The organism is Pseudarthrobacter sp. NPDC092424, from assembly GCF_044754925.1.
Taxonomy (GTDB): domain Bacteria; phylum Actinomycetota; class Actinomycetes; order Actinomycetales; family Micrococcaceae; genus Arthrobacter.
Genome location: NZ_JBIVQC010000010.1, coordinates 43,919 through 68,681, shown reverse-complemented (window position 1 = coordinate 68,681; position 24,763 = coordinate 43,919). Strand labels below are relative to the sequence as shown.

The following is a 24,763-nucleotide window of genomic DNA, read 5'->3' as shown; positions in this document are numbered from 1 at the left end:
ACAACCGCTACCCGGGTCCCGGCAGCGCTTGTCCGAATCCATAGCGAACGTCCGAAAACTACCGCTCCGGCGTCAGCACCTTGGAGAACACCGTGGCGCCGTTCGCGTTCCGCAGGCTCACCGTGAAGGCGTCGGTATCCAGCTGGACGTGCCCGAAGAACTGGTTCTCGCCGTCGCGGGGTGACTCGCCGGGGAAGCGGCCGGCCTTGGAGAACACCACCTCCGGTCCGAACGTGCCGTCCATCGTGTTCGGTCCAAAGGACCCGGCCGCGATCGGCCCGGCCACGAACTCCCAGAAGGGGTCGAAGTCGGTGAACGCCGCCCGCTCGGGGGAGTAGTGGTGCGCGGCGCAGTAGTGCACGTCCGCGGTCAGCCACACCACGTTCTTGACCCGGTTGCGCTTGAACGCGCTGAGGACCCCGGCGATCTCCAGTTCGCGGCCCAGCGGAGCGCCGGCGTCGCGGTTGGCAACGCTTTCCTGGTTCACGGGTCCGTCGGGCACGATGACGCCCAGGGGCATGTCCGCGGCGATCACCTTCCACGTCGCCTTGGACTTGCTGACTTCGCGGATGAGCCAGTCCACCTGCTCCCGGCCCAGGATGTTGGTGGCGTAGCTTTCCTTGCCGTCGGTGTTCGGGGACTTGAAAGTCCGCATATCCAGGCAGAAGATGTCCAGCTGCGGGCCGCGGGAAATCTTCCGGTAGATGCGCGCGGGCTGGTACTGCCCGGCGTCGTCGAATGTTCCCGGCCGCCACAGCGCGGCACTGTCCGCGATGGGCATGTTCTCCTGCCACGCCTGCCGGCCCCGGGCTGCAAGCGTGTTGACGTCGCGCACCGTGTAGCGGGGGTCCTGCAGTATCTCCCCGGGGTACCAGTTGTTGGTGGTCTCGTGGTCGTCCCACTGGGCGATGACGGGCACGTCGGAGAACATGGCGCGCATGTTGGCGTCCATCTGGTTGTAGCGGTGCCGGCCCCGGAACTCGGTGAGCGTCTCGGCCACCTTGGACACTTCCTCGGTCACCAGGTTCCGCCACACCTGTCCGTCCTTCTCCACCACGGACTCGGCGATGGGACCGTCGGCGTACACGGTGTCGCCTGCGTGGATAAAGAAGTCCGGCCGGGTCTGGTGCATGGCCCGGTAGCCGCGCATCCCGCCGATCTCCTCGTTGATGCCCCAGCCCTGCCCGGCGGTGTCGCCGGTCCAGACGAAGCTTTGGGCGGACGACGCCGGGACCTCACCGCCGTTGCTCGTCCCGCCGGTGCGTCCCGCGCCGTAGTACGTCCCCGCGTCGGGCGCCGTGCGGAAGGTGCCGCGGACGCTCTCGCCGGCTGCGCCGCCGTCGTCCTCGAAGCTGATCTCCAGCGCGAACCGCGTGTTGGACGGCAGATTCCCTGCGTGGATCTTGGCCGTGAAGTCGGAGGCCTGCGTGGCGCGGGGGCCGCGGAGGACGCGCTCGAAGGCACCCCGTCCGCGCAGGATTTCGCCGCCGTCGTCCACTGCGCGCAGGACCGCCGTCATGCGCCCGGCACCCGACGCGCGGGACCAGAGCACGGCCGAGTCGGCCGTGACGTCTCCGGTGGCAATGCCGCTGGGGAGGGTGAGCCGGTTCCGGACCAGCGCAGCGCCGGCAGGGGAGAATGCGGCGTTGGCGTTGGCCGCGGTGGGGACGGAGGCAAGCGCGGCGGCGAGGACTGAGCCGCGGACCACCGTGCGGCGGGAAAGTTCAGGGCGTGAAGTATCAGTCATGCCCCCAGAATTCCGGCCGCGGGCGCACGCGCATTGTCCGGGCGGTGAACCGCAGGTAAGGCCCCGCTGAACAGTCGCACCGGCCGCCCTCCGAAAGCAGCGCGGGGTTCAGATCCGGCGCGCTAAGGGCCCGGAGGTGGGCGTTATCTGCCCAGCGCCGCAGTGTCTGCGCGCGTTGCTCCGGGCTACCGCGCGAGCTGCGCGATCCGCCCGGAGCGCAGCGCGGCGCCGACGGCCGCGATGCCGGCCTGGTCAGGGAAGATCACGGACTGCTCTCCCACGTAGCCCATCCCCGCATTGGGCAGCGTCATGCTGCGGATCGCCTTCACGTTGAGGTTGCGCAGGCTGTACGCCAGGATCGCCGCCTGCGCCGGGTCGAAACCCTTGTTCACGGTGAGGCAGCAGCTGGCCATGTCCACCAGGGCGCGCACGGCCGTGACGTTGTTGAGCGCGCCGCGGGCGGTCAGCCGGGCCAGGATGGCGCGGAGCAGGGTCTGCTGGTTGCGGACCCGTTGGAAGTCGCCGTCGGCAAAGGCGTAGCGCTCCCGGGCGAACTCCAGCGCCGCCTGCCCATTGAGATGGTTGACCCCGGCCTTGAAAACGTGGCGGGTCTCGTGGGTGGACCGGAACGGTGTGGTGACGTTGACGTCGATTCCGCCCAGCCGGTCCGTGAGCACCCTGAAACCGTGGAAGTCCAGCATCAGCGTGTGCGCGATCCTGATTCCCAGCAACTGCTCCACCGTCCGCTGCGCCAGGTCGATGCCGCCGCGTTCCAGGCTCGCGTTGATCTTCGCGCCGCCGACCCCAGGCACTTCCACCCAGGTGTCCCGGTTGATCGAAATCAGGGTCAACGAGCGCCGGTCCGCCGGGACATGGACCACCATCAGCGTGTCCGCACGCTGGTCCGACGCCTCCCCGGTGGCCGCCGTGTGCGCCGCCTGCTTGCGTGCGTTCGCCCGGCTGTCGCTCCCGATCACCAGCACGTTCATGGGCACGGCGCGGAGTTCCGGAATGGGCGCCGGGGCGGGCGGCTTGGTCCTGGTTGGAGTTGCCGACGGCGTGCCGCTGGGCGTCGCCGTCGGAGTCGGGCTGGCGGCGGGCCCGGCTTCGGTGCCGGCGGGGTTCAGGTTGAAAATTACGACGACGGCGGTGGCCACGAGTGCCACGGCCAGCAGTGCCGCGATCCAGCGCCTCCGCCCGTGGAACATTTGGTGCCAGGCGTCGCCCGCCGGGTGGGACTCCGGGCCGGGGCCAGCGGGAGCGCTCATTTGTGCCTCCACCTCATCGTGTTTGGTGGGATCAGTGTCCGCCCGCCAGCCCCCTGTTGGCTACAAACTTGTCCAAACTGTCACCTGCCAGGGCCTGGCCCATGGCGGCGACGGCGTCCCAGTCCGGCAGGACGATCGACTGGCCGTCCGATGAAGTGCCGGTTCCCGCCGTCGGCAACGTGAAAAAGACCAGGTCGCCGGGGCCCACGCCGCGCAACTCCAGAGCCAGCCGGGCCAGGGCCGCAGCATTCAGCCCGCTGTCAGCACTGATGAACGGCGAGATGGCCGAAAGTGCCTCGCTGACCTTGAACGGGTTGAGCAGCGTGCCGGCGCTGAGGTTCTTGGCCAGGAGGGCCTTGACGAATGCCTGCTGGTTCCGCACGCGCTGGTAGTCGCCGTCGGTGAACGCGTACCGTTCGCGGACGAACGCCAGGGCGCGCTCGCCGTCCAGCAGCGCAGGGCCTTGGGTGAAGGTGAAGTTGCCGTGCAGGGACACAAAGGGTTGGGTGACGTTCACTTCTACCCCGTCAAGGGCATCGGTCATGCCCTTGAAGCCCTCGAAGTCGATCATTGCCACGTGGTTGATGCGCTGGTTGAAGAGCGACTCCACGGTCTGCACCATGAGGGGGACACCGCCAAATGCGAGTGCCGCATTGATCTTGGCTTCCCCCTGCCCCGGGATCCCCACCCAAAGGTCACGCATCAGGGAGACGGCGAAGATCCGGGACCGGTCGGCGGGAACATGGACCAGCATCAGGGTGTCCGCACGCTGGTTGGAGTTGCTGCCGGACAGCGCTTCGCCGGGCGTGGCGCCGCGGCTGTCGGTGCCCATCACCAGGATGTTCAAGGCCCCGCCCGGCGCGGGCGCCTTTTCTCCGGGGGCCACGGCGGCAGCCGGACCTGAACCGGCCGCCGCGCCCGGGGCCTCCTCCGCGGCGCCGGCCGACGGCCCGGTTGGCTGGGCGTTGGGGCGGGGCCGCAGGGACTCGTCGGGGAACGCGTTTTCGATCGTGGTGCTCCGCGAGTCGAAGGTCTGGCCAAGGGTGTACAGGAACGCTCCGGCAGAGGCCGCCATCAGCACCGCGACGGTCAGCAGCACCAGGAGGAGCCCCCGCAGCCGGTGCCGGGGATGCTTCTTGGGGAGGCCGGGGGCCGCGCCGCCTGGATACGTCTGCTGGGTGCCCATCGCCGAAAACTACTGCGGCCCGGGCGCTGTTTCATCAGGGGAATCCGCAGGAAGCCCGCACGAAAATCCGCAGTCCGTGGTGGGCGGGGGCCGATGGACGTCGGTTTGGGGCAGCGGCCCCGGGAGGTCAGGAACCGGGGCCGGCGGCAGCCTCGGCGGACGGGGCGTTCAGGCGGGCGTGGCGCAGAATCGACACGATGGCCGGGGCGAGCTGGTCCTCCATCTGCCGGTACACCCCGGGGTCTCGCCGGTACGGGTCCACGATGTCGTTCTCACTGGAATCCGCCGGCAGGGACAGGTGCCGGACACCCGCCGCGCGGGCGGGCAACCCGCGCCAATAGGCGGCGTTGGCAGCCAAGGGGGAGGCGCCGTCGTGCGCGTCCGCCGTGGAAGGCACGACGGCGGCTCCTGCTTCCGCGACGCCGTCGGCAGCGCGCTGGTCGAGGACGTCCAGCATCCGTGCGAATTCGCGGATCGTGAAGGTCCGCTTCAGCAAGGAGGCATCCAGCTGGAGCACCTCGCCGCGGTGCCCGGAGGTCATGGTGAGCACCAGGTCCACGCCGCGGAGGATATTCGGCGTCAGCTGGCGGGCGGCAAAGTGGTCCGGGCTGCCGCCGAAGGTACGCACGATGTCGGCGGAGATCGGCTGCATCGGCTCACCCACCATGGCCCGCGTGCCGGCGCTGGCAACCTCGAAGCCGCCCGGCACCGCCTGGTCCAGCCCGGCCTGCAGCAGCCTCTCGGCCACGGGCGACCTGCAGATGTTGCCCGTGCAGACGGTCAGGATTCTTACGGGTGCGGACGTGTCCAAGGAGCTCTCTTTCCAACCGGCGGGACCGTGCAGTCCGCGCACCTCAACTTAACATGCCACCCCCGCGACGCTCTCTCACTTAAGGCGGGTTTTGGGCCGACGCTCTCTCACTTAAAGCGGGTTTTGCGGCGGCGCTCCTGCACCCCCAAAAGGGAAGCGCAGGAGCGTTACGCCGCGGGGCGGCAGGAGCTAGAGCTTTCCCAGCAGCTGCTTCATTTCCGCGATCTCGGCCTGCTGCGCGGTGACGATGTCGCGGCCCAGCTGCACCGCCTCGGCGTTCTTGCCCGCGCCGATCTCCTGCTGGGCCATCTCTACGGCGCCCTCGTGGTGCATGATCATCTGCTCGAGAAACAACTTCGCGGCTTCGGGGCCAGGGGCGGCCTTGAGCTTCTCCATGCCGTCCGCGTCCACCATGCCGGACATGCCGTGCCCGGAGTCGGTGGGCATCATGGTGGGCTGTCCCCAGCTTTCCAGCCAGCCCGTCATCTTCTCGATTTCGGGGCCCTGGGCTTCCTTGATCCTGGTGGCCAGCGCCGTCACCTCGGCGGGCACATCCTGCTTGCCCAGCACGATGTCGCTCATCTCCACCGCCTGGGCGTGGTGCGGGATCATCATCTGCGCGAACATGGTGTCCGCCGCGTTGTGCCCGGCATTGGCGTCGGGCATCATGCTGGTCATCGGGCTGGAGCCGTGGTCCATGCCGGACATGCTGCCGCCCCCGGTGGGCGCCGAGCCGGAGTCGGCGGCGCAGCCGGCCAGGCCCAGGGTTGCGGCGAGGGCAGCGGTGACGGTGAGGGTCTTCAGTGTGGTGTTCATGCGGAATTCGTCCTTAAGGTTGAACCGGTTTTCGGGCGGAAAGCGCGGTTCGGTTTACGTCCGGCTGATGGACAGTTCGCAGGGCGTGGGGCTGGACGGAATGTAGGAATATGCGGCGGCGGCTGCGGCAGTGCGCGACTCCTGTTTCATGGCGGGCGCCGGCGGCGGAATCGCGGGGAACGATCCCGCGTTCGCCAACGGGACACACGCCGCCCCGGCTTCTCCCGCGCCCGGGCAGGCCTCCCCGCAGACAGCGCCGGCCGAGAGCACGACGACGGCGTCCCCGCCCGGGTGCGCCGGCCCGCCCGGCTGCCTCCCGCCGTCGTCCGCGGACGCAGCGTACGTGGCCGCAGCGGCCGCAGCGTGTGAAACCGCCGAGTGCGCAACAACAGAATGGGACGCGTGGCTCCCCGTCATCACGTGCATTCCGAGGATCCCGGCAATGACCGACAGGATCCCTGCGAACACCGCACAGCGCAGCAGCGCCTGTGATGTGAGCGAGGGCTGCCCCAAAACCCGCATTGAATGAGAGAGCGTTGGCCCGAAACGCGCACTAAGTGAGAGAGCGTCGGAGGGGAACGCGCAGGAAGTGAGAGAGCGTCGGGGCATGGTGTTTCTAACGTACCGCGGACGGATTGAGTTTCACGCGGCGCAGCAGCTGGGCGTTGAGGGCCACCACGATCGTGGAGGCGGACATCAGTACGGCACCGGCCGCGGGCGAGAGCACCACCCCGGCGAACGCCAGAACACCGGCGGCCAGGGGCACGGACAGGATGTTGTAGCCCGTGGCCCAGACCAGGTTCTGCCACATCTTGCGGTAGCTGGCGCGGGAGAGGTCCACCATGGACAGCACGGCGCGGGGATCGTTCCCTGCCAGCACCACGCCGGCGGATTCCATCGCCACGTCCGTGCCGGCCCCGATCGCGATGCCCACCTCGGCGCGGGCCAGGGCGGGGGAGTCGTTGACGCCGTCGCCCACCATGGCCACCTTGAGGCCCCGGGCCTGCAGCTCTGCCACCTTCTTGTCCTTGTCCGCAGGCAGGACCTCGGCAAAGACCTCGTCGATGTTCAGGTCCTCGGCCACGGCCTGGGCCACCTGGCGGGCATCGCCGGTGATCATGCCTACCTTCACGCCGCGGTTCTGCAGTGCGGCCACGGCCTGCCGGGATTCGGCGCGCACCGCGTCCTCGAGGCTGACGGCGCCCAGCACGCGGCCTTCGTCCACCACATGCAGCACTGCGGCGCCGCGCCCCATCCAGGCCCGGGTGGATTCGGCCAGGGCAGGAGGTTCGACGGCGGCCAGCTCGCGCAGCAGCGCCGGCCCGCCCACATGGACGGTGCGGCCGTCCACGGTGGCACGCACGCCGCGGCCGGTCATTGAGGTGAAGCCTGAGACCGCGGGCAGGGCAAGGCCGCGCTCACGCGCCGCCCGGACGATCGCGCGGGCCACGGGGTGTTCGCTGTCGGACTCCACCGCGGCGGCGAGCGCCAGGATCTGGTCCGGCTCCGCGCCTTCGACGGCCGCGATGTCCATAAGATCAGGCTCGCCGGTGGTCAGGGTTCCGGTCTTGTCGAACAGCACTACGTCGATGGTGCGCATCCGCTCCAGCGCCATCCGGTTCTTGATCAGCACACCCGCACGGGCTGCCTGTTCGGTGGAAATGGCGATGACCAGCGGAATTGCCAGGCCCAGGGCGTGCGGGCAGGCGATGACCAGCACGGTCACGGTGCGGGTCACGGCGTCGGCCACGCTGCCCAGCAGGGTCCAGGCGATGAACGTCAGCACGCCGGCGCCGGCAGCGAAGTAGAAGAGGAACGCCGCCGCCCGGTCCGCGAGGGCCTGGGCCCGGGACGAGGACGCCTGGGCTTCGGCCACCAGCCGCTGGATGCCGGCCAGCGCGGTCTGGTCTCCCACCGCGGTGACCTGCACACGGACGGTGTTGTCTGTGGCTACGGTTCCGGCCACGACGGCGTCGCCCGGCCTGCGCGGAACGGTCTTGGATTCGCCGGTAATCATGGACTCGTCGAACTCGGCCCGGCCGTCCACCACGGTACCGTCGGCCGGCATCCGTGCGCCGGACCGGACCAGCACCACGTCCCCCTCACGCAGGTCCGCCACCGGCACTGTCTCCGTGCCGCCGTCGTCCGAAATGCGGTCCGCCTCGTCCGGAAGGAGGGCGGCCAGCGCGTCCAGAGCGCCCTGGGCGGAGCCGAGGGCGCGCATCTCGATCCAGTGGCCCAGCAGCATGATGGCCACCAGCAGGGACAGTTCCCACCAGAAGTCCAGGTCGAACCCGCCAAGCCCCAGGCTGGTGACCCACGAGGCCACGAACGCCACGGTGATGGCCATGCCGATCAGCAGCATCATGCCGGGCCGGCGGTCGCGCACCTCCTGCACGGCGCCCTTGAGGAACGGCTGGCCGCCATAGAGGAAAATCACGGTGCCCAGGACGGGCGGAATGAGAGTTGAGCCGGGGAACATCGGGGCCATGTAGCCGAAGATGTGGCCGACCATGGGGCTGAAATACACCACCGGAATGGACAGGGCCAGCGTGAGCCAGAACCGGTTCCTGAACATCGCGGTACTGTGACCGGCGTGCTGGCCGTGGGTGTGGACGGCGTGGTCGTCATCGGGCATTGGCCCCGCGTGGCCGCCGTGGCCCGGATGCCCCGAAGATGATGGGCGCGCTGCAGTCATCCCGTGGCCTGCGTGCCCCGCGTGGTCGATGACGGCTGGCGTGGAAGGCGGGGCGCCGTCGTCGTGATGGTGGTTGTGGTCCTGCATGGTGCCGCCTTAGGTAAGGATGTTGCCCGGGGCACGCGGCCCCGGGCCGGAATTACGGGGCTGCGTAGCCGGCCGAGGCCACCGCCTGGCGCACGTCCGCGTCGGCCGCTGAACCGGTCACGGTCAGGCGCGACCGCCCGCCGGACACCAGGTCCACCTTGGCCGCGTCCACGCCTGCCAGCGCACCCACGGCCTTCTCCACGGTCTGCACGCAGTGCCCGCAGGTGAGGCCTTCCACGGCGAACTCGCGCGGCGCGCCGGCTGTACGGGGAGGGACGACGGCGGCACGCGCCGGGGCGCTGCCGGTAGCTTCCGTGGCGCGGGCGGAGGGTCCGCAGCAGCTGCAGCCTGCCGCGGAAGCGAGGGGGAGGGTTGTCCGGGTTTGAGGTGCACACATGTCAGTTTCCATTCCGTCGAGGATTCATGGGCGCTGGGGTTGAACGGCTGTGAGAGGAGGCGCGGGGCGCCTGCCGGGACATACCACTTCACTGACAACACCTTGAACATACCCCTGGGGGGTATATGTGTCAAGACTGCGGCGCCCGGAGCGTGAACAATGGAGCCATGGGTCGAGGGGCGTTGCGCATATTCCTGGGAGCCGCACCCGGTGCCGGCAAGACATTCGCCATGCTGGAGGAAGGGTGCCGGCTCCGCCAGGAGGGCAAGGACGTTGTGGTGGGCGTTGCACTGAGCCGCGGCCGGTCAGAAACGGAGGCGCTGCTGGCGGGACTGGAGTTCTGCCCGGCAACGGCGCGCCCGGACCTCGACTCCGGGCTCGACCTCCCGGCCCTGCTGGACCGCGCACCGCAGGTGGTCCTGGTGGACGACTATGCCGCCTTTCCCGCGCCCGGTGCGGCCCGGTGGGAGCAGGTGCCGGTGCTCCTGGACGCCGGCATCGACGTGCTGTCCACCCTGGATATCAGAAACGTCGAATCGTTGCGGGACGTCGTGGAGGACATCACTGGTGCCCGCGCCACTGCCACGGTGCCCGACGCGGCGGTACTGGGTGCGGACCAGATCGAACTGGTGGACGCCTCGCCTGAACTGCTGCGCCAGCGACTCGGGGAAGGCAGGATCTTCAGCAGCCGGGAGGAGGCCGACTCGGCCCTGGCCGGTGACTTCCGCCCGGGGACCCTCGCCGCCCTGCGGGAACTTGCGTTGATCTGGCTGGCCGAACGCGTGGACGCCGGGCTGGCGGACTACCGCGTGGCGAGGAACATCAGGGACAGCTGGCCCGCGCGCGAAAAGCTTGTGGTGGGCCTCAGCGGCCGTCCCCGCGACCAGGCACTCCTCCGGCGGGCGGCCCGGATGCTGGCCGCGGCGGCCGGCGGGGAGCTCCATGCCGTGCACATCAGGACCGCAGCTGCCGGCAGCGACGCCCGGACCGGCAAGGACCTGGAGCTGCTTCGCAGGCTCACCCGGGAGGTTGGCGGGGTGTTCCATTCAGTCGGCGGGCAGGATACGGCCGCCGGGATCCTGGATTTTGCCCGCAGCATCAACGCCAGCCAGATTGTCCTGGGAACGCCGGCGGGCCCGTGCCGCCGCCGGGGCATCGCGGACTGGGTGCGGGGTGGCGGAGTCGCGGAGCGGGTCAGGAAAAATGCCGGCAACGTGGACATCCATCTCGTTGCCACGAAAGCGGCTGACGGGTACGGTGCGGAGGGGACGGGAGGACCAGCGCGCCGCCTTGCCGCCCGTCCGCGGGCCGGGATGGGCCGGCCCGGCAGGGGCAGGGTCCGCCAGGGCGCCGGGTTTGCCCTGGCCGTGCTGCTCCCGGCCCTCCTCCAGTTCTTCCTGGGACAGCTGCCGCACCGCCAGCTTTCCACCGACATGCTGGTGCACCTGTCCGGCGTGGTGGCCGTTTCCCTGCTGGGCGGCGTGTGGGCGGCCGTGCTGGCCGCTTTGGTGGCGGGGATGATAGTGAATTACTTCAGCGTCCGGCCGGTGGGTTCGCTGTTCATCCTGGACCCTGAAAACGTCCTGGCGATCCTGGTGTTCCTGGTGCTTGCGGTGGCAGTTTCCCTCCTGATGGACCGGTCCGTCAGCCTTCGCCAGGAGGCCAAAGTGGCCCGTGCGGAGGCGGCGGTCCTCGGCGAACTGAGCCGGCGTGCAGTCGCTGAGGGCAACACCATCCCCGGGTTCCTTGAGCAGGTGCGCGATTACTTTCAGGTGGACGGCGCCGCCCTGTGGACCAGAACGGACGACGGCGGCCCGGCCGCCTGGCGGATCAGCGAACATGCCGGCGGTGCCGTCCCCGGCGAAATTTCTGCCGCGTCCACGCGGGAAGACCTGGACGGAAAACGGGCGCTCACTTTGACCGGGCGGGAACTGTCCCAGGACGAGCGCCGGCTCCTGGCCGCGTTCGGGGCGCACCTGCTGGCCATGCTGCAGCGTGAGCAACTGTCGGCCAGCCAGCGTGAAAACCTGCGTTTGGCGGAGGGGAACACCATGCGCACTTCCATCCTCCGTGCCGTCTCGCACGATCTGCGGACGCCGCTGGCCGGCATCAAGCTTGCCTCCAGCAGCCTGCGGGACGGGACCATCGCGTTTTCCAAGGCTGAGGAACAAGAGCTCCTGGCCACCATCGAGGCCGGGGCCGACCGGCTGGACCGCCTGGTCAGCAACCTGCTGGACATGTCCCGCATCACTGCTGATGCGGTTTCCCCGTTGATCCGGCCCGTGTACTGGGCGGACGTAGTGGCCGAGGCGGTCCGCGGAACCGCGCCGGCGCGTGTGCGGGTGCTCCTGCCGGACAACATGCCGCCGGTGGATGCGGACCCCGGGATGCTGGAGCGCGTCATCGCGAACCTGGTGGAGAACGCCCTGAAATACGCGCCGGGCTCCGACGTGGTCATTGCCGGAGCGGTGGGCGGCGCCGGCAACGCCGTGATCCGTGGCGTCCCGGCCAGCGAGCTGACCATCGTGGACCATGGGGCCGGAATCCCCGCCGAGCAGGTTCTGACCATGTTCCGGCCCTTCCAGCGCGCGGACGATACAGCGGCCGGCACCGGCATCGGGCTGGGGTTGGCAGTGGCCAAGGGCTTCGTCGAGGCCATGGGAGGCGTGCTGCTGGCCGAACCCACCCCCGGCGGCGGCCTGACCATGGTGGTCCGCCTGCCCCTGTCCACCCGGGCGGCTGCCGAGCCTCCGAACCACTGGAAAGAGCGAACATGACGCCCGCCGTCCTCATCGTCGACGACGAAATCCAGATCCTCCGCGCGCTGCAGATCAACCTGAATGCCCGCGGTTACACCACCGTGACCGCGCTGAACGGTTCCCAGGCGCTCGAAGAGGCAGCCCGCCACCGGCTGGACGCGGTGATCCTGGACCTGGGGCTCCCCGATATCGACGGCGTGGAAGTCATCAGGCGCCTTCGCCGCTGGAACGGTGTGCCGGTCGTCGTGCTTTCTGCCCGGCACGGTTCCGAAGACAAAATCCAGGCCCTGGACGCCGGCGCGGACGACTATGTGACCAAGCCGTTCGGCATGGACGAGCTCCTGGCCCGGCTGCGGGCAGCGCAACGCCGCGGCTCGGCCGCCGACGCGGTCCCTGTGGTGGAGACCGCGGGTTTCACCGTGGACCTGGCAGCAAAGCAGGTCACACGGCGCGGCGTCACGGTGCGGCTGACGCCGACGGAGTGGAAGATCCTGGAACTCCTGGCGCGGAACAGCGGGGCGCTCGTCACGCACCAGCAGATCCTGGCGCACGTGTGGGGGCCGGGTTATGCGGAGGAAACAGCTTACCTGCGCGTCTACCTCGCCCAGCTGCGCAGGAAGCTCGAAATGGACCCGGCCAACCCGCGGCACCTGCTGACCGAGACCGGACTGGGGTACCGCTTGAAGAAGTAGGCGCTGGACCGGGGCAGCCCAGCGGAAGGGGGCCGTTAAGAAAGCATTAAGATCCCCGAACGGGCACCGGAAGGGCTTCCAGGCCGGTGCTAGGCTCCGGAAGTTACCAGCCCTTGTGCCGGACCGGTCCGCCGGGGCGGCGCAGCACAGAAAGACACGTAATTGTCGGCTTCCGCCCACTTCTCCATGCCCGCCACAGTTCCCAACCCGGAAAAGGAATCGGAGCCAGGCACCCCGCTGGTCAGGTGGCTGCTGGAACACCGCGTCAACCAGCCGGTCGGCCCCGAAACCGACGAGGGCCACGCCACCCAGCACGCCTGGTGGAAAGTGATGTGCCTTACCGGCGTGGACTACTTCTCTACTCTTTCCTACCTGCCGGGCATTGCGGCCCTGGCTGCCGGCGCCCTCTCGCCGCTGGCGACGTTGCTGATCGTTGCGCTGACCCTGCTGGGCATGTTGCCGATGTACCGCCGGGTTGCCGCCGAGAGCCCCCACGGACAGGGGTCCGTCGCCATGCTGGAGCGGCTGCTGCCATTCTGGCGGGGCAAGATCTTTGTGCTGGTCCTGCTGGGCTTCGTGGCCACCTCGTGGATCATCACCATCACGCTTTCCGCCGCCGACGCCACCGTGCACCTGCTGGAGAACCCGTACCTGCCGCCCGCGCTGGAAGGCCAGGCTGTGCCCATCACCGTGGTGCTGCTGCTGATCCTGGGCGGGGTGTTCCTGCTGGGCTTTTCGGAGGCGGTGGCGGTGGCCATCCCATTGGTGGCCGTCTTCCTGGGCATGAACGCCATCATCATCGGCACCGGGCTGGTGGAGGTTTTCGCCAAGCCTGAGGCGTTTTCTTACTGGCTGTCGGCATTGGAGGCCGACGGCGGCGGGCCGGGCGGCGTGGTGGGCCCTGCTTTGGTCGCGTTCCCCCTGCTGGTCCTGGGCCTGTCCGGCTTCGAAACGGGCGTGAGCATGATGCCGCTCGTGGCAGCCAGGGGGAACACTCCCGAGGAGAAGCTGGAGAACCGCATCCGCAACACGCGCAAGTTCCTCACTGCCGCAGCGGTAATCATGAGCATGTACCTGGTCGGCAGCAGCTTCGTGACCACGGTGCTGATCCCGGCAGAGGAATTCCAGGATGGCGGGGAGGCCAACGGCCGTGCCCTGGCCTACCTCGCTCACGAACACCTGGGCAACGGATTCGGCTCGGTCTATGACATCAGCAGCATCCTGATCCTCTGGTTTGCCGGGGCCTCCGCGATGGCGGGCCTCATCAACATCGTGCCGCGGTACCTGCCTTCGTACGGCATGGCACCGGACTGGTCGCGCGCAGTCCGGCCCCTGGTGCTGGTGTACACCACCGTCAGCATCCTGATCACCGTCGGCTTCCGCGCGGACGTCAACGCACAGGCAGGCGCCTATGCGACCGGGGTCCTGGCCATGATGGTCTCTGCTGCCGTTGCCGTGGCCATCTCCGCCATCCGGAACAAGCGGCGCGGGCAGGCCGTGGGCTTCACCGTTCTGACCCTCGTGATGCTGTACGCCCTGGGCGCCAACGTCATCGAAAAGCCGGACGGCATCACGATTTCCGCATTCTTCATCCTGGGGATCATCGCGGTTTCCTTGGTGTCCCGTGTCAGCCGCACTACCGAACTGCGGGTGCACGGAATCGAGTTCGATGCCGAGGCGCGGCGCTTCGTCAGCGATTCCCTGGCGTTCGACGGACGGCTGAACATCATCGCCAACCGGCCGCAGGCACGGGATGCCGCCGAATACGCCGGGAAGGAACTGGCGCAGCGGGCCAACAACCCCGTACCCGGCACGGCGGACGTGATCTTCCTGGAAATCGATGTCAGCGACCCTTCCGGCTTCAGCGACGTGCTGTGCGTCCGCGGTGTGGAAGTGGACGGGCACCGCGTGCTGCGGGCCGAGAGCCCTGCGGCACCGAACGCCATCGCTGCCATCCTGCTGGCGTTGCGCGACGCCACGGGGGTCAAGCCGCATGTCTATTTTGAATGGTCCGAGGGCAATCCGCTGGCGCACCTTATGCGCTACCTGCTGCTGGGGACGGGAGATACCGCTCCGGTGGTCCGGGAAATCATCCGCGAGAACGAACCCGATCCGGACCGCCGGCCGGGAATCCACGTCGGATGAGGGCCGGTACGGCGGAACTGCTGGCACACCCGGTCCGGGCGGTTCCGGCGGCCTTCCTGCTGGTCATCCTGGCCGGCGCCGGACTGCTGGCACTGCCCGCGGCGCAGACCGGCGCCGGCCCTGAAGACGGACTGGCGCCGCTGTTCACCTCAGTATCCGCTGTCTGCGTGACCGGTCTGATCACGGTGGACACGGCCATTCACTGGACCCCGCTGGGACAGGGCATCATCCTGGGCCTGATCCAGGTGGGCGGCTTCGGGATCATGACCCTGGCAACCCTCCTGGCGCTCCTGGTGCGCAAGAGCATCGGCCTCCGCGGCCAGCTGGTGGCCCAGTCGGAGACGCACACCCTGAACCTGGGCGACGTCCGCTCCGTCCTGCTCAGCGTCGCCCGGATCATGCTGGCCCTCGAAGGTGCCACGGCCCTGGTGCTCACGCTCCGCTTCTGGCTGGGCGGTTACGATGACAATCCGCTGACGGCACTGTGGCACGGGGTCTTCCATGCGGTTTCGGCCTTTAACAACGCCGGGTTCTCCCTCTATAGCGACAACCTCATGGGGTTCGCCGAGGACCCGTGGATCCTGGTGCCCATCTGCCTGGCGGTCATTGCCGGCGGCTTGGGCTTCCCTGTCATCATCCAGCTCTCCCGCGGCGGAACACCGCCACGTGACTGGACTGTCCACCTGCGGCTCACTGTCTACGGGACGCTTCTGCTCCTGGCCGCCGGCGGGGCCTTCTTCGCCGCCTTCGAGTGGAACCGGGCTGAAACCCTGGGTCCGCTGTCTGTACAGGGGAAGCTCCTGGGTGCCTTCGCCGGCACGGTCTTCCCCCGCACGGCAGGCTTCAATGCCATCGATTACGGGGTGGCCGCGCCGGAGACCCTGATGGTCTCCAACATCCTGATGTTCATCGGCGGCGGCAGTGCCGGTACCGCCGGCGGCATCAAAGTCACTACCTTCCTGGTGCTCGGCTTCGCCATCTGGAATGAGGTCCGGGGCCGCGACCAGGTGACCATCGCCCACCGCTCCATCAGCTCTTCCTCGCAGCGCCAGGCGCTTTCGGTGGCGCTGCTGGGTATCGCCGCGGTGATCAGCGGCACCATGCTGCTGCTGCTCTTCACTGACCACGGCCTGGAAAGGGTTCTGTTCGAAGCCATTTCCGCGTTCGGCACGGTTGGGCTGAGTACGGGAATCACGTACGGCCTGCCGCCCTCGGCGCAGTGGGTGCTGATGGCGCTCATGTTCACCGGCCGCATCGGAACCGTGACCGTCGCCTCCGCGCTGGCGCTCTCCGCGCGGCCCCGGCTGTTCAGGCTTCCGGAGGAGCGGCCGATTATCGGCTAGGCCTTTTGGCTGTCCAACGCTTGGGCTTAGCGTGGGACGTGTTAGTGCACCTCGACCGAACAGGAGAAGGACATGACACACCACATCAGCGCAATGCTCGGCTCACACCCCGGAGCCGCAGGAACCCCCGCCGTGGACAAGGAAAAACTCGCCGCCTGCATCGCCGCATGCTTCCAGTGCGCCCAGGCCTGCTCGTCCTGCGCGGACGCCTGCCTGGCCGAGGACATGGTGGCCGAACTCGCCTCCTGCATCCGCACGGACCTGGACTGCGCCGACGTCTGCGCCGCCACCGGGACCGTGCTTAGCCGCCAGACCGGCACCAATGTGGAACTGGTCCGGTCGTTGCTGGAAGCCTGTCGCACCGCGTGCGCGGTCTGTGCCGCCGAATGTGAGCAGCACGCCGGCATGCATGAGCACTGCCGGATCTGCGCCGAAGCCTGCCGCCGGTGCGAAACCGCGTGCTCCGAACTCCTCGAAACGCTCGGCTAGCGGGCACTCAGGCAGGGATACGGGCTGACAGCTTAGCCGTGCTCCACCCAGCAGGCCAGGATGGTGGTGGCCAGCTGGTACGCCAGCGCGTTGCGGGTCACGGCATCCGGGCCCACGGCGGCGGGCAGGCCGGACGCGTCCACGGTCAGCACGAAGCTGTCCTTCTGGAACACGGCCTTGCCGTCGGCGGTTTCGTAGGCTGGGAACCCAAGGTTGGCCAGGCCGCCGATGGGTGTGGCGTCCGGGGCGAGCGCCTGCATGGCGTCGAAGTATTCCAGCGCCGTGGCCTCGTCCCGGGCTTCCTGTACCGAGATGTCCAGGGAGCCCGGCACCGCCGGTGACGCCTGGTCCAGGTGGTACGTGCAGGTGAACGTGCTGTCCGCCCAGTTGTTCACGGTGTGCGGCGCCTTGTCCAGATCCAGGACGGCAATCAGGCGGTCCATAGGCTGGTCACCGCACACCATTTTCGCGGCTTCGCTGGGACCGCCCGCGGCGGCGCGGGCGGGGGCTTTCACGCTTTGGTGGTGGCCGCCGTCGTGCGCGCCGTGGCTCTCCGCGCCGTGGCTCTCCGCACCGTGGCTCTGGCCCGGCTGGCCGGCGGTTCCCGGGCCGGCCGCGGCGGCCGAGCAGCCGGTGAGCAGGACTGCGGACAGGAGGACCGATGCCATCAGGGGCGGGCGGTTGTTCATGGCGGATCCGTTCCGGCGGGTCAGGCCTTGAGTTTGGCGTAGATGACGTAGTTGTCGTCGAAAAGTCCGGTGGCGGGGTCATAGCCGTCACACGTAATGAGGCGCAGTTCGGCGCCGGCCGTGTTGCCGTAGACCTCCAGCGTGGGGAAGCTGTCCTTCCCGTAGAGGGCGCCGCGTTCCACGGTGAACACCGCGGTGCTGCCGTCGGCGCGGGTCACTTTGATGTCCGCGCCGGGGTTGAGGCTGCGCAGGTCCGCGAACACGCCCTTGTTGCCGCCGAGTGCATTCACATGGCCCAGGATGACGGACGGTCCGCGCTCGCCGGGGGTGGGGGAGCCGTCATACCAGCTGGCGGGGGCGCCGTTGCCGGTGTCCTCCGGGACCTCGAGCGACCGGTTCGGGCGCAGCCCCAGATGGATCAGCTCCGTCCGCAGGCCCACCGACGGGATCTCCAGCGCCTTCGGTTTGGACCTGGGGAGGACAGGGCGTACGACGGCGGCCGGAGCCTTTGCTGCCCCCGGTGCCTTGGTCTTGGGCGGGGCCGGTGCAGTGGCCGTCCGGGTGGGCGTGGCCTCCGGTGTGGTGCTGGAGGGTGCGGCCGAGGCGGCAGGCGGGGCGCCGGCGTCGTACGTTCCGTTGCCGGGGGCGCCGCACCCGGTCAACGCGAGGAGCAGGAGAAGCCCGGCCGCCGCGGAAGCGCGGAAGCCCCCGCAGCGGCCGGATTCCATTGGTTTCACCTGTTGTATCCGGCTGACCTAGGCTGCTGCACCGTTGCGGCGGCGGACCACGTAGGTGCCGGCTGCAGCTGCGGCGAGCACCAGGCCGCCGCCCAGTGCGAGGGCGCCGGCGTCGTTGGTTCCCTCGGTGACGCCCGTGTCAGCCCCGCCAACCGGCATGGTCATCTGGCCCGCCTGGAGGGTTCCGCACAGTGCAGGGGAAGTGGCTGCGAGGGGCAGGCTCGGGACGAGGTCTGACTTGGCGGCCTGTGCCTCCTTGCTGAGGGTGGCCGGATCCAGGCCGTGGACCACCACTACTGCCGTGCCGGCCTCAAGCGCCGCCTTGGTCTCTGCGTTCAGTTCGAAGGTGCGGTCCACCGTGTAGCCGGCGCCCTGGCCTGCGACCTTGAGGTCGAGCCCGGCGGCGGGGCTCGTGTCGCCGCTGGTGGAAAGCGTGGTCACGATTTCGCCGTAGCTCGGGTTGCCTTCCGTGGTGGAGATGACGCCGTCGCCGTTGGCGTCGGCACCCGGGGCGGGGCAGATGCCCTTGGCTCCCCCGTGGATGTGCTGGACGTGCGGGTAGGGAGCGTCGTTGAAGGTGGGGGCCAGGCCGGAGACCGTCAGGACCGCGTGGGCCTGGTTGCCGGTGACATCGACGGTGATGGTGCCGGAAGCGGAACTGCCGTTGATCTGGCCCAGCGTGGACTGGTAGTGATCGGACCCGTCATGGGCCATGGCCGGCGAACCGGACAGTGCCAGGGCGCCGAGTGCCAGGGTGGGAACGGCCAGGAAGCGAAGTGCCTTGTTCATCGGAATGCTCTCCTCATACAAGTAACGGTGATGTCCCGAATGGGGACCTGTCCCGGGAAAGGACGGTATCCCCGGAAGAGGGGACACTGGCAGTTCGGAGCGGCTGCGGTGACGGATGGGAAAATTGTGAAACGGGCCACTTTGGGTGCTGCCGGGTGGGACGCAAGCGCGGGCGTCCGCAGGTTCGAGACCCGCCCCGCAGGGGCCGCTCCGGTTGCGGCAGTGTGACCCGCGCCCCATACAATAGGTTGGAGGTGCGCCGGGAAGTCTGGTCGGCAACAGTTTTGTCGAACCCGAAACCAGGAGGACCCTCCATGAATTCAGCGCCGCCCCCCACTCCGCCAAAGGCCGGGTCGACCATCCTCGGACGCGGCAGTTACGCCGAAGCCCTGCGTATCGGCGAGATCCTCCGGAAAGAAACCGTCGGCGGCGCTCTGCTTGTTATCGCTGCGGTGATCGCGCTCGTCTGGGCCAATTCGCCGGCATCGGACTCATACTTTGCGCTCCGCGACTTCAAGGTGGGCTACGAACCCTGGCACCTGGAACTCAGCCTGGGCGCGTGGGCTGCTGACGGGCTGCTGGCCATCTTCTTCTTCCTGGTGGGCCTGGAGCTCAAACGTGAATTCGTGGCCGGGGACCTGCGGCAGATCAACAAGTCGATCGTGCCGGTCGCCGCGGCGGCCGGCGGTGTGGTTGTTCCGGCGCTGATCTACGTGGCCATCAACCTCGGCAGCCCCGGTACCCTGCGCGGCTGGGCCATTCCGACGGCCACGGACATCGCGTTCGCCGTCGCCGTGCTGGCCATCATCGGTTCCCACTTGCCCAGTGCGCTGCGGATCTTCCTGCTCACGCTCGCCGTGGTGGATGACCTGATCGCCATCACCATCATCGCGTTCTTCTACACCAGCGACCTGCACTTCGAACCGCTGCTGCTGGCGCTCATCCCGCTGGGCATCTACACGTTCCTGGCGCAGAAGTACCGGCACTTCTTCGGCCGGAAGGTCTTCGCTGCCTGGCTGATCCTGTTGCCTTTGGGCGTCGTGGTTTGGGCCTTGGTCCACGCTTCCGGCATCCACGCCACAGTGGCCGGCGTGCTGCTCGGCTTCGCGGTCCCCGTGATCAAATCCCGGGCGCTCGGGCCGGAAGGCGGCCCCGGGCTGGCCGAGATTTTTGAACACCGCTTCCGGCCGATCTCCGCCGGCGTGGCCGTGCCGATCTTCGCGTTCTTCTCCGCCGGCGTGGCCGTGGGCGGCTGGGACGGGCTGCTCTCGGCACTGTCGGATCCTGTGGCGCTGGGCATTATCGTGGCGCTGGTCCTGGGCAAGCCGATCGGTATCCTGGGCACCACCTGGATCCTGACCAAGGCCACCAAGGCCCGGCTGGATGACTCCTTCAAGTGGATCGACATCTTCGGTGTCGCACTGCTGGCCGGCATTGGGTTCACTGTCTCGCTCCTGGTGGCTGAACTGAGCTTCGGCCTCGGGAGCCCGCATGACGACCACGCCAAGGTGGGCATCCTCGGCGCGTCCCTGCTCGCCGCGCTGCTGGCCACGACGGTGCTCCGGACCCGCAACCGGCAGTACCGGGCCGAAGAGGAGCGGGAAAAGGTGGACGCGGACCAGGACGGCATCCCGGACGTCTACCAGAAGTAGCCCTTTTCTAGGGCCGGGCGGGGAGGGTCACTTTCCGCCCAATAATCCGGGTCTATTGGGCCGAAGGTGACCCGCGTTGGGGTTACGGGTGGCTAGTGGACGCCCTTGCGGCGGCCGGCGATCGCCTCGGCGGTGCCCACCAGGAGCACGGCGGCAATGACGGCCACGATGAAGCCCAGGAAGTTCAGTTCGAAAATGTCGCCGGTTCCCAGCAGCGACGCCACCACTCCGCCGATTACGGAGCCGGCCAGGCCCAGCAGCAGGGTGGCCAGCAGGCCCAGGTTCTGTTTGCCGGGCTTGATCAGGCGGGCCAGGGCGCCGATCACCAGGCCTGCAACGATGAATCCAATCATGGACTACTCCTTCGGGTCTTCGCCGCACCCACGGGTGCGTCCGCGGCACGGTGCAGCGGCGCTTCCAGTCTATGAATGCTGGGCGCTGCGTGGATGCCGGGCAGCGCCGGAGCACCCGGGGCCTGGCCGCGCCGGGTGCTCCGGGGATCGGGGGTTTCTACTGGTGCGAGTAGGTGAGGCAGTCGGCGTTGTCGGCGCCGGGGCCAACGTGGACCTCGGGTGCCTTGCACATGAGGTGGTCGTTGTGGATGCATTCACTGCGCTGGCAGGCTCCCACGTCGGCGAGGACCTTGGGCAGGCCGCCGTGGGATCCGGTGTCAATGAAGGTGGCGCAGTGGGCATGGTTCTCAGCGCCACCGACGGTGATGGCGGCTGCGTTGCAGTTGGTGTGGTCGTTAAAGGAACAGTTCGTTACGCTGCAGTCAGCGACGTGCGTTGTCATGGAAAGTCCTCCTCCAGGCTGCCCCGGGCGGGCGGCTCTCTGTGGGACTACCGTAAACCTGTAACGTCCCATCAAAAAGACCCACTTGTGTTGCGTAATTGCTGGTCACTGCCCTGTAAAACGCCTCCTCATAGGAGTTCAATAGGAGTGTGGGCGGTTATCCGCCCGCACGCCCGGAACGCCCGTGGCGTTCCCCGCGTCAAACAGGAAGGAAGGACCCAATGGAAAAGTGGCATCGTTGGCAGGATTGGGTCAGCGTGGCTGCCGGACTTGTGGCAGCGGCGTCAGTCCTGTGGATGCGGCAGGAAGGCATGTCCACCACCCTGATGCTCGCGTTCGGCGGGCTTCTGGTAGTCAGCGGAATCATCAACCTGGCCATGCCCGGCACGCCGGCCATGGAGTGGGTGCAGGCGGTCCTCGCCGCCGGCCTGATTCTTTCCCCTTGGCTCGGTAGCTACTCAAGCACCGTGGGGGCTGCCTGGACTTCGTGGATCGCAGGTGGTGTGGCCCTGGTTGTGACAGCGGCCGCCATCAAACCGAGCACGGAGCTCCACCACCAATACCGCATGTCCCACTAGGAGACCGTTTCCCGGATGCCCGCCAGGCTACAAACGCCCGGCCCGCACCCGGGAAGCATGGCCGGGTCAGCGTCCTCAGCGGAACGAACCAGGCGAATTTATTATCCCGCGGGATTATTCCATTTGATGCCGGAATCCTATTTTCCCATTATTCCTCGTGTGTTCAGGAGGAGTCATTCATCAATTCGCCTTTTCAGGGTGAACTGTTTTTGATTTTCGGCTATCACTTTCGCCCTGACTAGGACTGCGACTCCTTATTAAGCGTAGACTGCCGTTTATCGGGGGAATTGTAGCTTTTGCGCTGGGCAAGGGCTGGGGACTTCCGGGAGGCACCATGGGCGGTATACGCGTGGTTGTCATTGAAGATGATTTGGATATGCGGAACCTGCTTGAGGCGGTACTGCACCAATCCGGCTATGAGGTCTTCACCGCGGTGGACGGCCGCTCGGGACTTGAACTTACCCGCACCGCACAGCCGGACGTGGTCACGGTCGACGCCGGCCTGCCCGATCTGGACGGACTGGAGGTCCTGCGGCAAATCCGCGGGTTCAGTTGCGCCCGTGTGGTGATGCTGACCGGCCGGACCCACCCGGCGGACCAGGAGGCCGCCTTCGAAGCCGGTGCGGCGGACTACATCATCAAACCGTTCCGCCCCCGCGACGTGCGTGCCCGGATCGCCGCCCTGCTGCAGCCTTCGAACCCCAACGCGGGCGGGCAGCGCGCGTCGGAATGAGCTAAGCCCGCGTGCTGAACCCCTCAGCCAGGTTCTTGGTCCCCTGCACAATGATCTGGTCCTCTTCGTAGAGGACGGTCTGCGCAGTGGTGTGCTGCCAGGTGCCGCCGGGACGCTTCACGGCGACGATGGTGATTCCGTACTGGTCCCGCAGTCCCAGAACGCCGAGCGGACGGTCGCGGGCTTCGGACGGCGGCTGCGTGCGGATCATCACGAAGTCGTCCTCGAACTCCACGTAGTCCAGGATCGCGCCGCGGACCAGGTGCGCCACGCGCTTGCCCATGTCATGCTCGGGCCGGATGACATGCTGCACGCCCAGCTGGCCCAGGATTTCGGCGTGGGGTTCGCTGATGGCCTTGGCCCAGATCTCCGGGTGCTTGAATGTGAGCAGCCGCGAGGTGGTGAGGATGCTGGCTTCGAGGTCCGAGCCGATGCCCACCACCGCCCGGTCGAACTCGTGCACCGAGAGCTGGCGCAGCACCTCTTCGCGGGTGGAGTCGGCACGGACCACGTGGGTGAGCCGGCCGTTGTAGGACTGCACGATTTCCTCATTGGTGTCGATGCCCAGCACTTCGGTGCCCTGTGCCTCGAGCTCCAGGGCAAGCGACCCGCCGAAACGGCCCAGGCCGATCACGGCCACCGAGTCCGTCTGCGCCACGCGCTCGGCTTTGCGGGAGAAGATGTCCTTAGCCAATGAGCGGCCTTTCCTTCGGGTATTCGAACAGTATGGGACGGCTGCGGAGGGCCAGTGCGGTTCCCAGCGTCACGGGGCCAAGGCGGCCGATGAACATCAGCAGGATCAGGACCACTTGTCCCGCTGGCGGCAGCCCGGCCGTGATGCCGGTGGACAGGCCCACGGTGGCGAACGCGGAAACCACCTCGAACAGGATGCGCTCCTGCCCGAAATCCGTGATCAGCATCAGGAACATGGTTGATGCCACCACCAAGGCGATGGCCAGCAGCACCACGGTGATCGCCTGGCGGTGCACGGCCCTCGAGAGACGCTTGCCGAAGATGTTCACGGCCGTGCCTCCGCGCAGTTCCGTGGACAGGATGAAGAACAGGACCGCGAACGTGGTGACCTTCAGGCCGCCGGCGGTTCCGGCGGGGCCGCCGCCGATGAACATGAGGATGTCCATGCCCATCCAGGAGACGGGGTGCATCTGCGAAATGTCGATGCTGTTAAAGCCCGCGGTTCGCGTGATAACGGACTGGAAGAACCCGTTCAGCACCCGGTCGCCGGGGGACAGGGCAGCCATCGTGGCCGTGTTGGTCCACTCCGCGGCGGTGAGGAACAGGGTACCGCCGGCCAGGAGCGTGGCACTGCCGGCAAGGACGAGCTTGGTGTTCATGCTCCAGTGGATAGGGCGGCGGTACCGGCGGCGAAGTTCGAACAGCACAGGGAAGCCCAGGCCGCCGATGATCACCGCGGCCGCGATGGGCAGCAGTACCAACGGATCGGAGGCGAACCCCACCAGGCTATCTGAGTACAGGGCAAAACCGGCGTTGTTGAACGCGGAAATCGAGTGGAACGCGCCAAACCAGATCGCCTCGCCGGCCGGGTAGTCGTACGCCATCGCGAAATGCACGGCCAGCACGGCCGCAAGGATGACCTCGACGGTCACGGTGATCTTCAGGACCCCGAACAGCACAGACCGGACATCCCCGAACCCCGTGCTTTTGGTTTCTGCAGCCGCCAGCATCCGGGACCGCAGCCCGAGTTTCCGGGCCATCAGCACCCCCAGCAAAGTACTGAAGGACATCACGCCGAACCCTCCCACCTGAATCAGCGCGAGGATCACAGCCTGCCCGAATCCGCTCCAGAATACGGGCGTATCAACGGTGACCAGCCCGGTTACGCACACAGCGGATGTGGCGGTGAAGAGTGCTTCGAGGAATGACGCGCCACCCGCGCCCGGCGTGGCCACCGGCAGCATCAGCAGCCCCGTGCCCACCAGAATGGCCAGCAGGAATCCGGTAACGATTACCTGGGCGGGATGCCTCGGCACCAGCAGCTCGCCCGCTCTGCGAAGCATCGCCACTAGCCTGCCCGCGAAAGATGCGGAGGAACGCCCGACGTCGGTCAGAACCTTTCGCGGTTTCCTCTTCTTCGGGCGCTGCGGGGTGGGGCCTCGCTGGTAGGCCTTGAGATGCATAGGCGTCACGGTATCACCGGCCCGGCCTGCCGCGATATTTGGGCATAACGGCCATGGAACGCCGTGCGCCGGGATCAAGTGCGCACGTAGTCGGTGGTCCCCGTCGATGAAGGTCTCAACGCGCCTGCGGTTCCAATGCAAAGTTAGGGTGGCGGAACCGCGTGAGCATGAGCCGCACCTGTTCAAGACGGCGGAT

The 24,763-nt window shown here is 67.9% G+C and carries 23 protein-coding genes; 8 read left to right on the top strand and 15 right to left on the bottom strand.

The window, feature by feature from the left end:
• Positions 1 to 58: 58 nt before the first annotated feature.
• From ACIQCN_RS13630 to ACIQCN_RS13595, 8 genes are all read right to left on the bottom strand, one after another.
• Positions 59 to 1,747: an alkaline phosphatase D family protein gene (locus ACIQCN_RS13630; protein ID WP_400611358.1), complete on the bottom strand. Its 1,689-nt coding sequence runs from the start codon at positions 1,745 to 1,747 to the stop codon at positions 59 to 61.
• Between the two features lie 185 nt (positions 1,748 to 1,932).
• On the bottom strand, positions 1,933 to 3,015 hold the full coding sequence (locus ACIQCN_RS13625) for an LCP family protein (RefSeq protein ID WP_400611357.1): 1,083 nt from the start codon (positions 3,013 to 3,015) through the stop codon (positions 1,933 to 1,935).
• A gap of 31 nt (positions 3,016 to 3,046) precedes the next feature.
• Positions 3,047 to 4,201, bottom strand: coding sequence for an LCP family protein (locus ACIQCN_RS13620; protein ID WP_400611356.1), 1,155 nt, complete (start codon positions 4,199 to 4,201; stop codon positions 3,047 to 3,049).
• Positions 4,202 to 4,328: 127 nt separating this feature from the next.
• Positions 4,329 to 5,012 carry a low molecular weight phosphatase family protein gene (locus ACIQCN_RS13615; protein ID WP_400611355.1) on the bottom strand — a complete coding sequence of 228 codons (684 nt, stop codon included), beginning with the start codon at positions 5,010 to 5,012 and terminating at the stop codon, positions 4,329 to 4,331.
• A 189-nt stretch (positions 5,013 to 5,201) separates the two neighbouring features.
• Positions 5,202 to 5,828: a DUF305 domain-containing protein gene (locus ACIQCN_RS13610; RefSeq protein ID WP_400611354.1), complete on the bottom strand. Its 627-nt coding sequence runs from the start codon at positions 5,826 to 5,828 to the stop codon at positions 5,202 to 5,204.
• A gap of 54 nt (positions 5,829 to 5,882) precedes the next feature.
• A complete protein-coding gene (locus tag ACIQCN_RS13605; protein WP_400611353.1) occupies positions 5,883 to 6,350 on the bottom strand; it encodes a hypothetical protein in 468 nt (155 codons plus the stop codon).
• A gap of 94 nt (positions 6,351 to 6,444) precedes the next feature.
• Positions 6,445 to 8,613, bottom strand: coding sequence for a heavy metal translocating P-type ATPase (locus ACIQCN_RS13600; protein WP_400611352.1), 2,169 nt, complete (start codon positions 8,611 to 8,613; stop codon positions 6,445 to 6,447).
• 52 nt (positions 8,614 to 8,665) lie between these two features.
• The gene (locus tag ACIQCN_RS13595; RefSeq protein ID WP_400611351.1) at positions 8,666 to 9,010 is read right to left on the bottom strand and encodes a heavy-metal-associated domain-containing protein; all 345 of its coding nucleotides are present in this window, start codon (positions 9,008 to 9,010) and stop codon (positions 8,666 to 8,668) included.
• A 167-nt stretch (positions 9,011 to 9,177) separates the two neighbouring features.
• Between ACIQCN_RS13595 and ACIQCN_RS13590 the strand changes: the two genes are divergently transcribed.
• From ACIQCN_RS13590 to ACIQCN_RS13570, 5 genes are all read left to right on the top strand, one after another.
• Positions 9,178 to 11,787: an ATP-binding protein gene (locus ACIQCN_RS13590; RefSeq protein ID WP_400611350.1), complete on the top strand. Its 2,610-nt coding sequence runs from the start codon at positions 9,178 to 9,180 to the stop codon at positions 11,785 to 11,787.
• Positions 11,784 to 12,461 (top strand): response regulator, encoded by a 678-nt coding sequence (locus ACIQCN_RS13585; protein WP_400604807.1) that lies wholly within the window; start codon positions 11,784 to 11,786, stop codon positions 12,459 to 12,461. Before ACIQCN_RS13590 ends, ACIQCN_RS13585 begins: the two co-directional genes overlap by 4 nt.
• Positions 12,462 to 12,647: 186 nt before the next feature.
• Positions 12,648 to 14,606, top strand: a complete 1,959-nt coding sequence (locus ACIQCN_RS13580; protein WP_400611379.1) for an amino acid transporter — start codon at positions 12,648 to 12,650, stop codon at positions 14,604 to 14,606.
• Positions 14,603 to 15,949, top strand: a complete 1,347-nt coding sequence (locus ACIQCN_RS13575) for a TrkH family potassium uptake protein (RefSeq protein ID WP_400611349.1) — start codon at positions 14,603 to 14,605, stop codon at positions 15,947 to 15,949. Before ACIQCN_RS13580 ends, ACIQCN_RS13575 begins: the two co-directional genes overlap by 4 nt.
• A 72-nt stretch (positions 15,950 to 16,021) precedes the next feature.
• Positions 16,022 to 16,438, top strand: a complete 417-nt coding sequence (locus tag ACIQCN_RS13570; protein WP_400604804.1) for a four-helix bundle copper-binding protein — start codon at positions 16,022 to 16,024, stop codon at positions 16,436 to 16,438.
• Positions 16,439 to 16,470: 32 nt separating this feature from the next.
• On the opposite strand, the gene ACIQCN_RS13565 is transcribed toward ACIQCN_RS13570, so the two are convergent.
• From ACIQCN_RS13565 to ACIQCN_RS13555, 3 genes are read right to left on the bottom strand one after another with little or no spacing between them, the layout of a single operon-like run.
• On the bottom strand, positions 16,471 to 17,127 hold the full coding sequence (locus ACIQCN_RS13565; protein WP_400611348.1) for a hypothetical protein: 657 nt from the start codon (positions 17,125 to 17,127) through the stop codon (positions 16,471 to 16,473).
• A 20-nt stretch (positions 17,128 to 17,147) separates the two neighbouring features.
• Complete coding sequence (locus ACIQCN_RS13560; protein WP_400611347.1) at positions 17,148 to 17,855, bottom strand: sortase domain-bontaining protein; 708 nt, start codon at positions 17,853 to 17,855, stop codon at positions 17,148 to 17,150.
• Positions 17,856 to 17,882: 27 nt separating this feature from the next.
• Positions 17,883 to 18,653, bottom strand: coding sequence for a hypothetical protein (locus ACIQCN_RS13555; protein WP_400604799.1), 771 nt, complete (start codon positions 18,651 to 18,653; stop codon positions 17,883 to 17,885).
• A 314-nt stretch (positions 18,654 to 18,967) separates the two neighbouring features.
• Between ACIQCN_RS13555 and nhaA the strand changes: the two genes are divergently transcribed.
• Complete coding sequence (nhaA, locus tag ACIQCN_RS13550) at positions 18,968 to 20,305, top strand: Na+/H+ antiporter NhaA (RefSeq protein WP_400604797.1); 1,338 nt, start codon at positions 18,968 to 18,970, stop codon at positions 20,303 to 20,305.
• A gap of 92 nt (positions 20,306 to 20,397) precedes the next feature.
• On the opposite strand, the gene ACIQCN_RS13545 is transcribed toward nhaA, so the two are convergent.
• Positions 20,398 to 20,658 carry a GlsB/YeaQ/YmgE family stress response membrane protein gene (locus ACIQCN_RS13545; protein WP_400604796.1) on the bottom strand — a complete coding sequence of 87 codons (261 nt, stop codon included), beginning with the start codon at positions 20,656 to 20,658 and terminating at the stop codon, positions 20,398 to 20,400.
• Between the two features lie 157 nt (positions 20,659 to 20,815).
• Positions 20,816 to 21,100, bottom strand: coding sequence for a DUF1540 domain-containing protein (locus ACIQCN_RS13540; protein WP_400604794.1), 285 nt, complete (start codon positions 21,098 to 21,100; stop codon positions 20,816 to 20,818).
• A gap of 221 nt (positions 21,101 to 21,321) precedes the next feature.
• Here ACIQCN_RS13540 and ACIQCN_RS13535 point away from each other — a divergent pair, with 221 nt between their 5' ends.
• Together ACIQCN_RS13535 and ACIQCN_RS13530 are read left to right on the top strand one after the other, a co-directional pair.
• Positions 21,322 to 21,678 carry an SPW repeat protein gene (locus ACIQCN_RS13535; protein WP_400604793.1) on the top strand — a complete coding sequence of 119 codons (357 nt, stop codon included), beginning with the start codon at positions 21,322 to 21,324 and terminating at the stop codon, positions 21,676 to 21,678.
• A gap of 334 nt (positions 21,679 to 22,012) precedes the next feature.
• Positions 22,013 to 22,411: a response regulator transcription factor gene (locus ACIQCN_RS13530; RefSeq protein WP_400611346.1), complete on the top strand. Its 399-nt coding sequence runs from the start codon at positions 22,013 to 22,015 to the stop codon at positions 22,409 to 22,411.
• Between the two features lies 1 nt (position 22,412).
• Here the strand turns inward: ACIQCN_RS13530 and ACIQCN_RS13525 are convergent, their stop codons facing one another.
• Positions 22,413 to 23,105: a potassium channel family protein gene (locus ACIQCN_RS13525; protein WP_400604790.1), complete on the bottom strand. Its 693-nt coding sequence runs from the start codon at positions 23,103 to 23,105 to the stop codon at positions 22,413 to 22,415.
• Positions 23,098 to 24,447, bottom strand: a complete 1,350-nt coding sequence (locus ACIQCN_RS13520; protein WP_400611345.1) for a TrkH family potassium uptake protein — start codon at positions 24,445 to 24,447, stop codon at positions 23,098 to 23,100. Before ACIQCN_RS13520 ends, ACIQCN_RS13525 begins: the two co-directional genes overlap by 8 nt.
• Positions 24,448 to 24,763 lie beyond the last annotated feature (316 nt).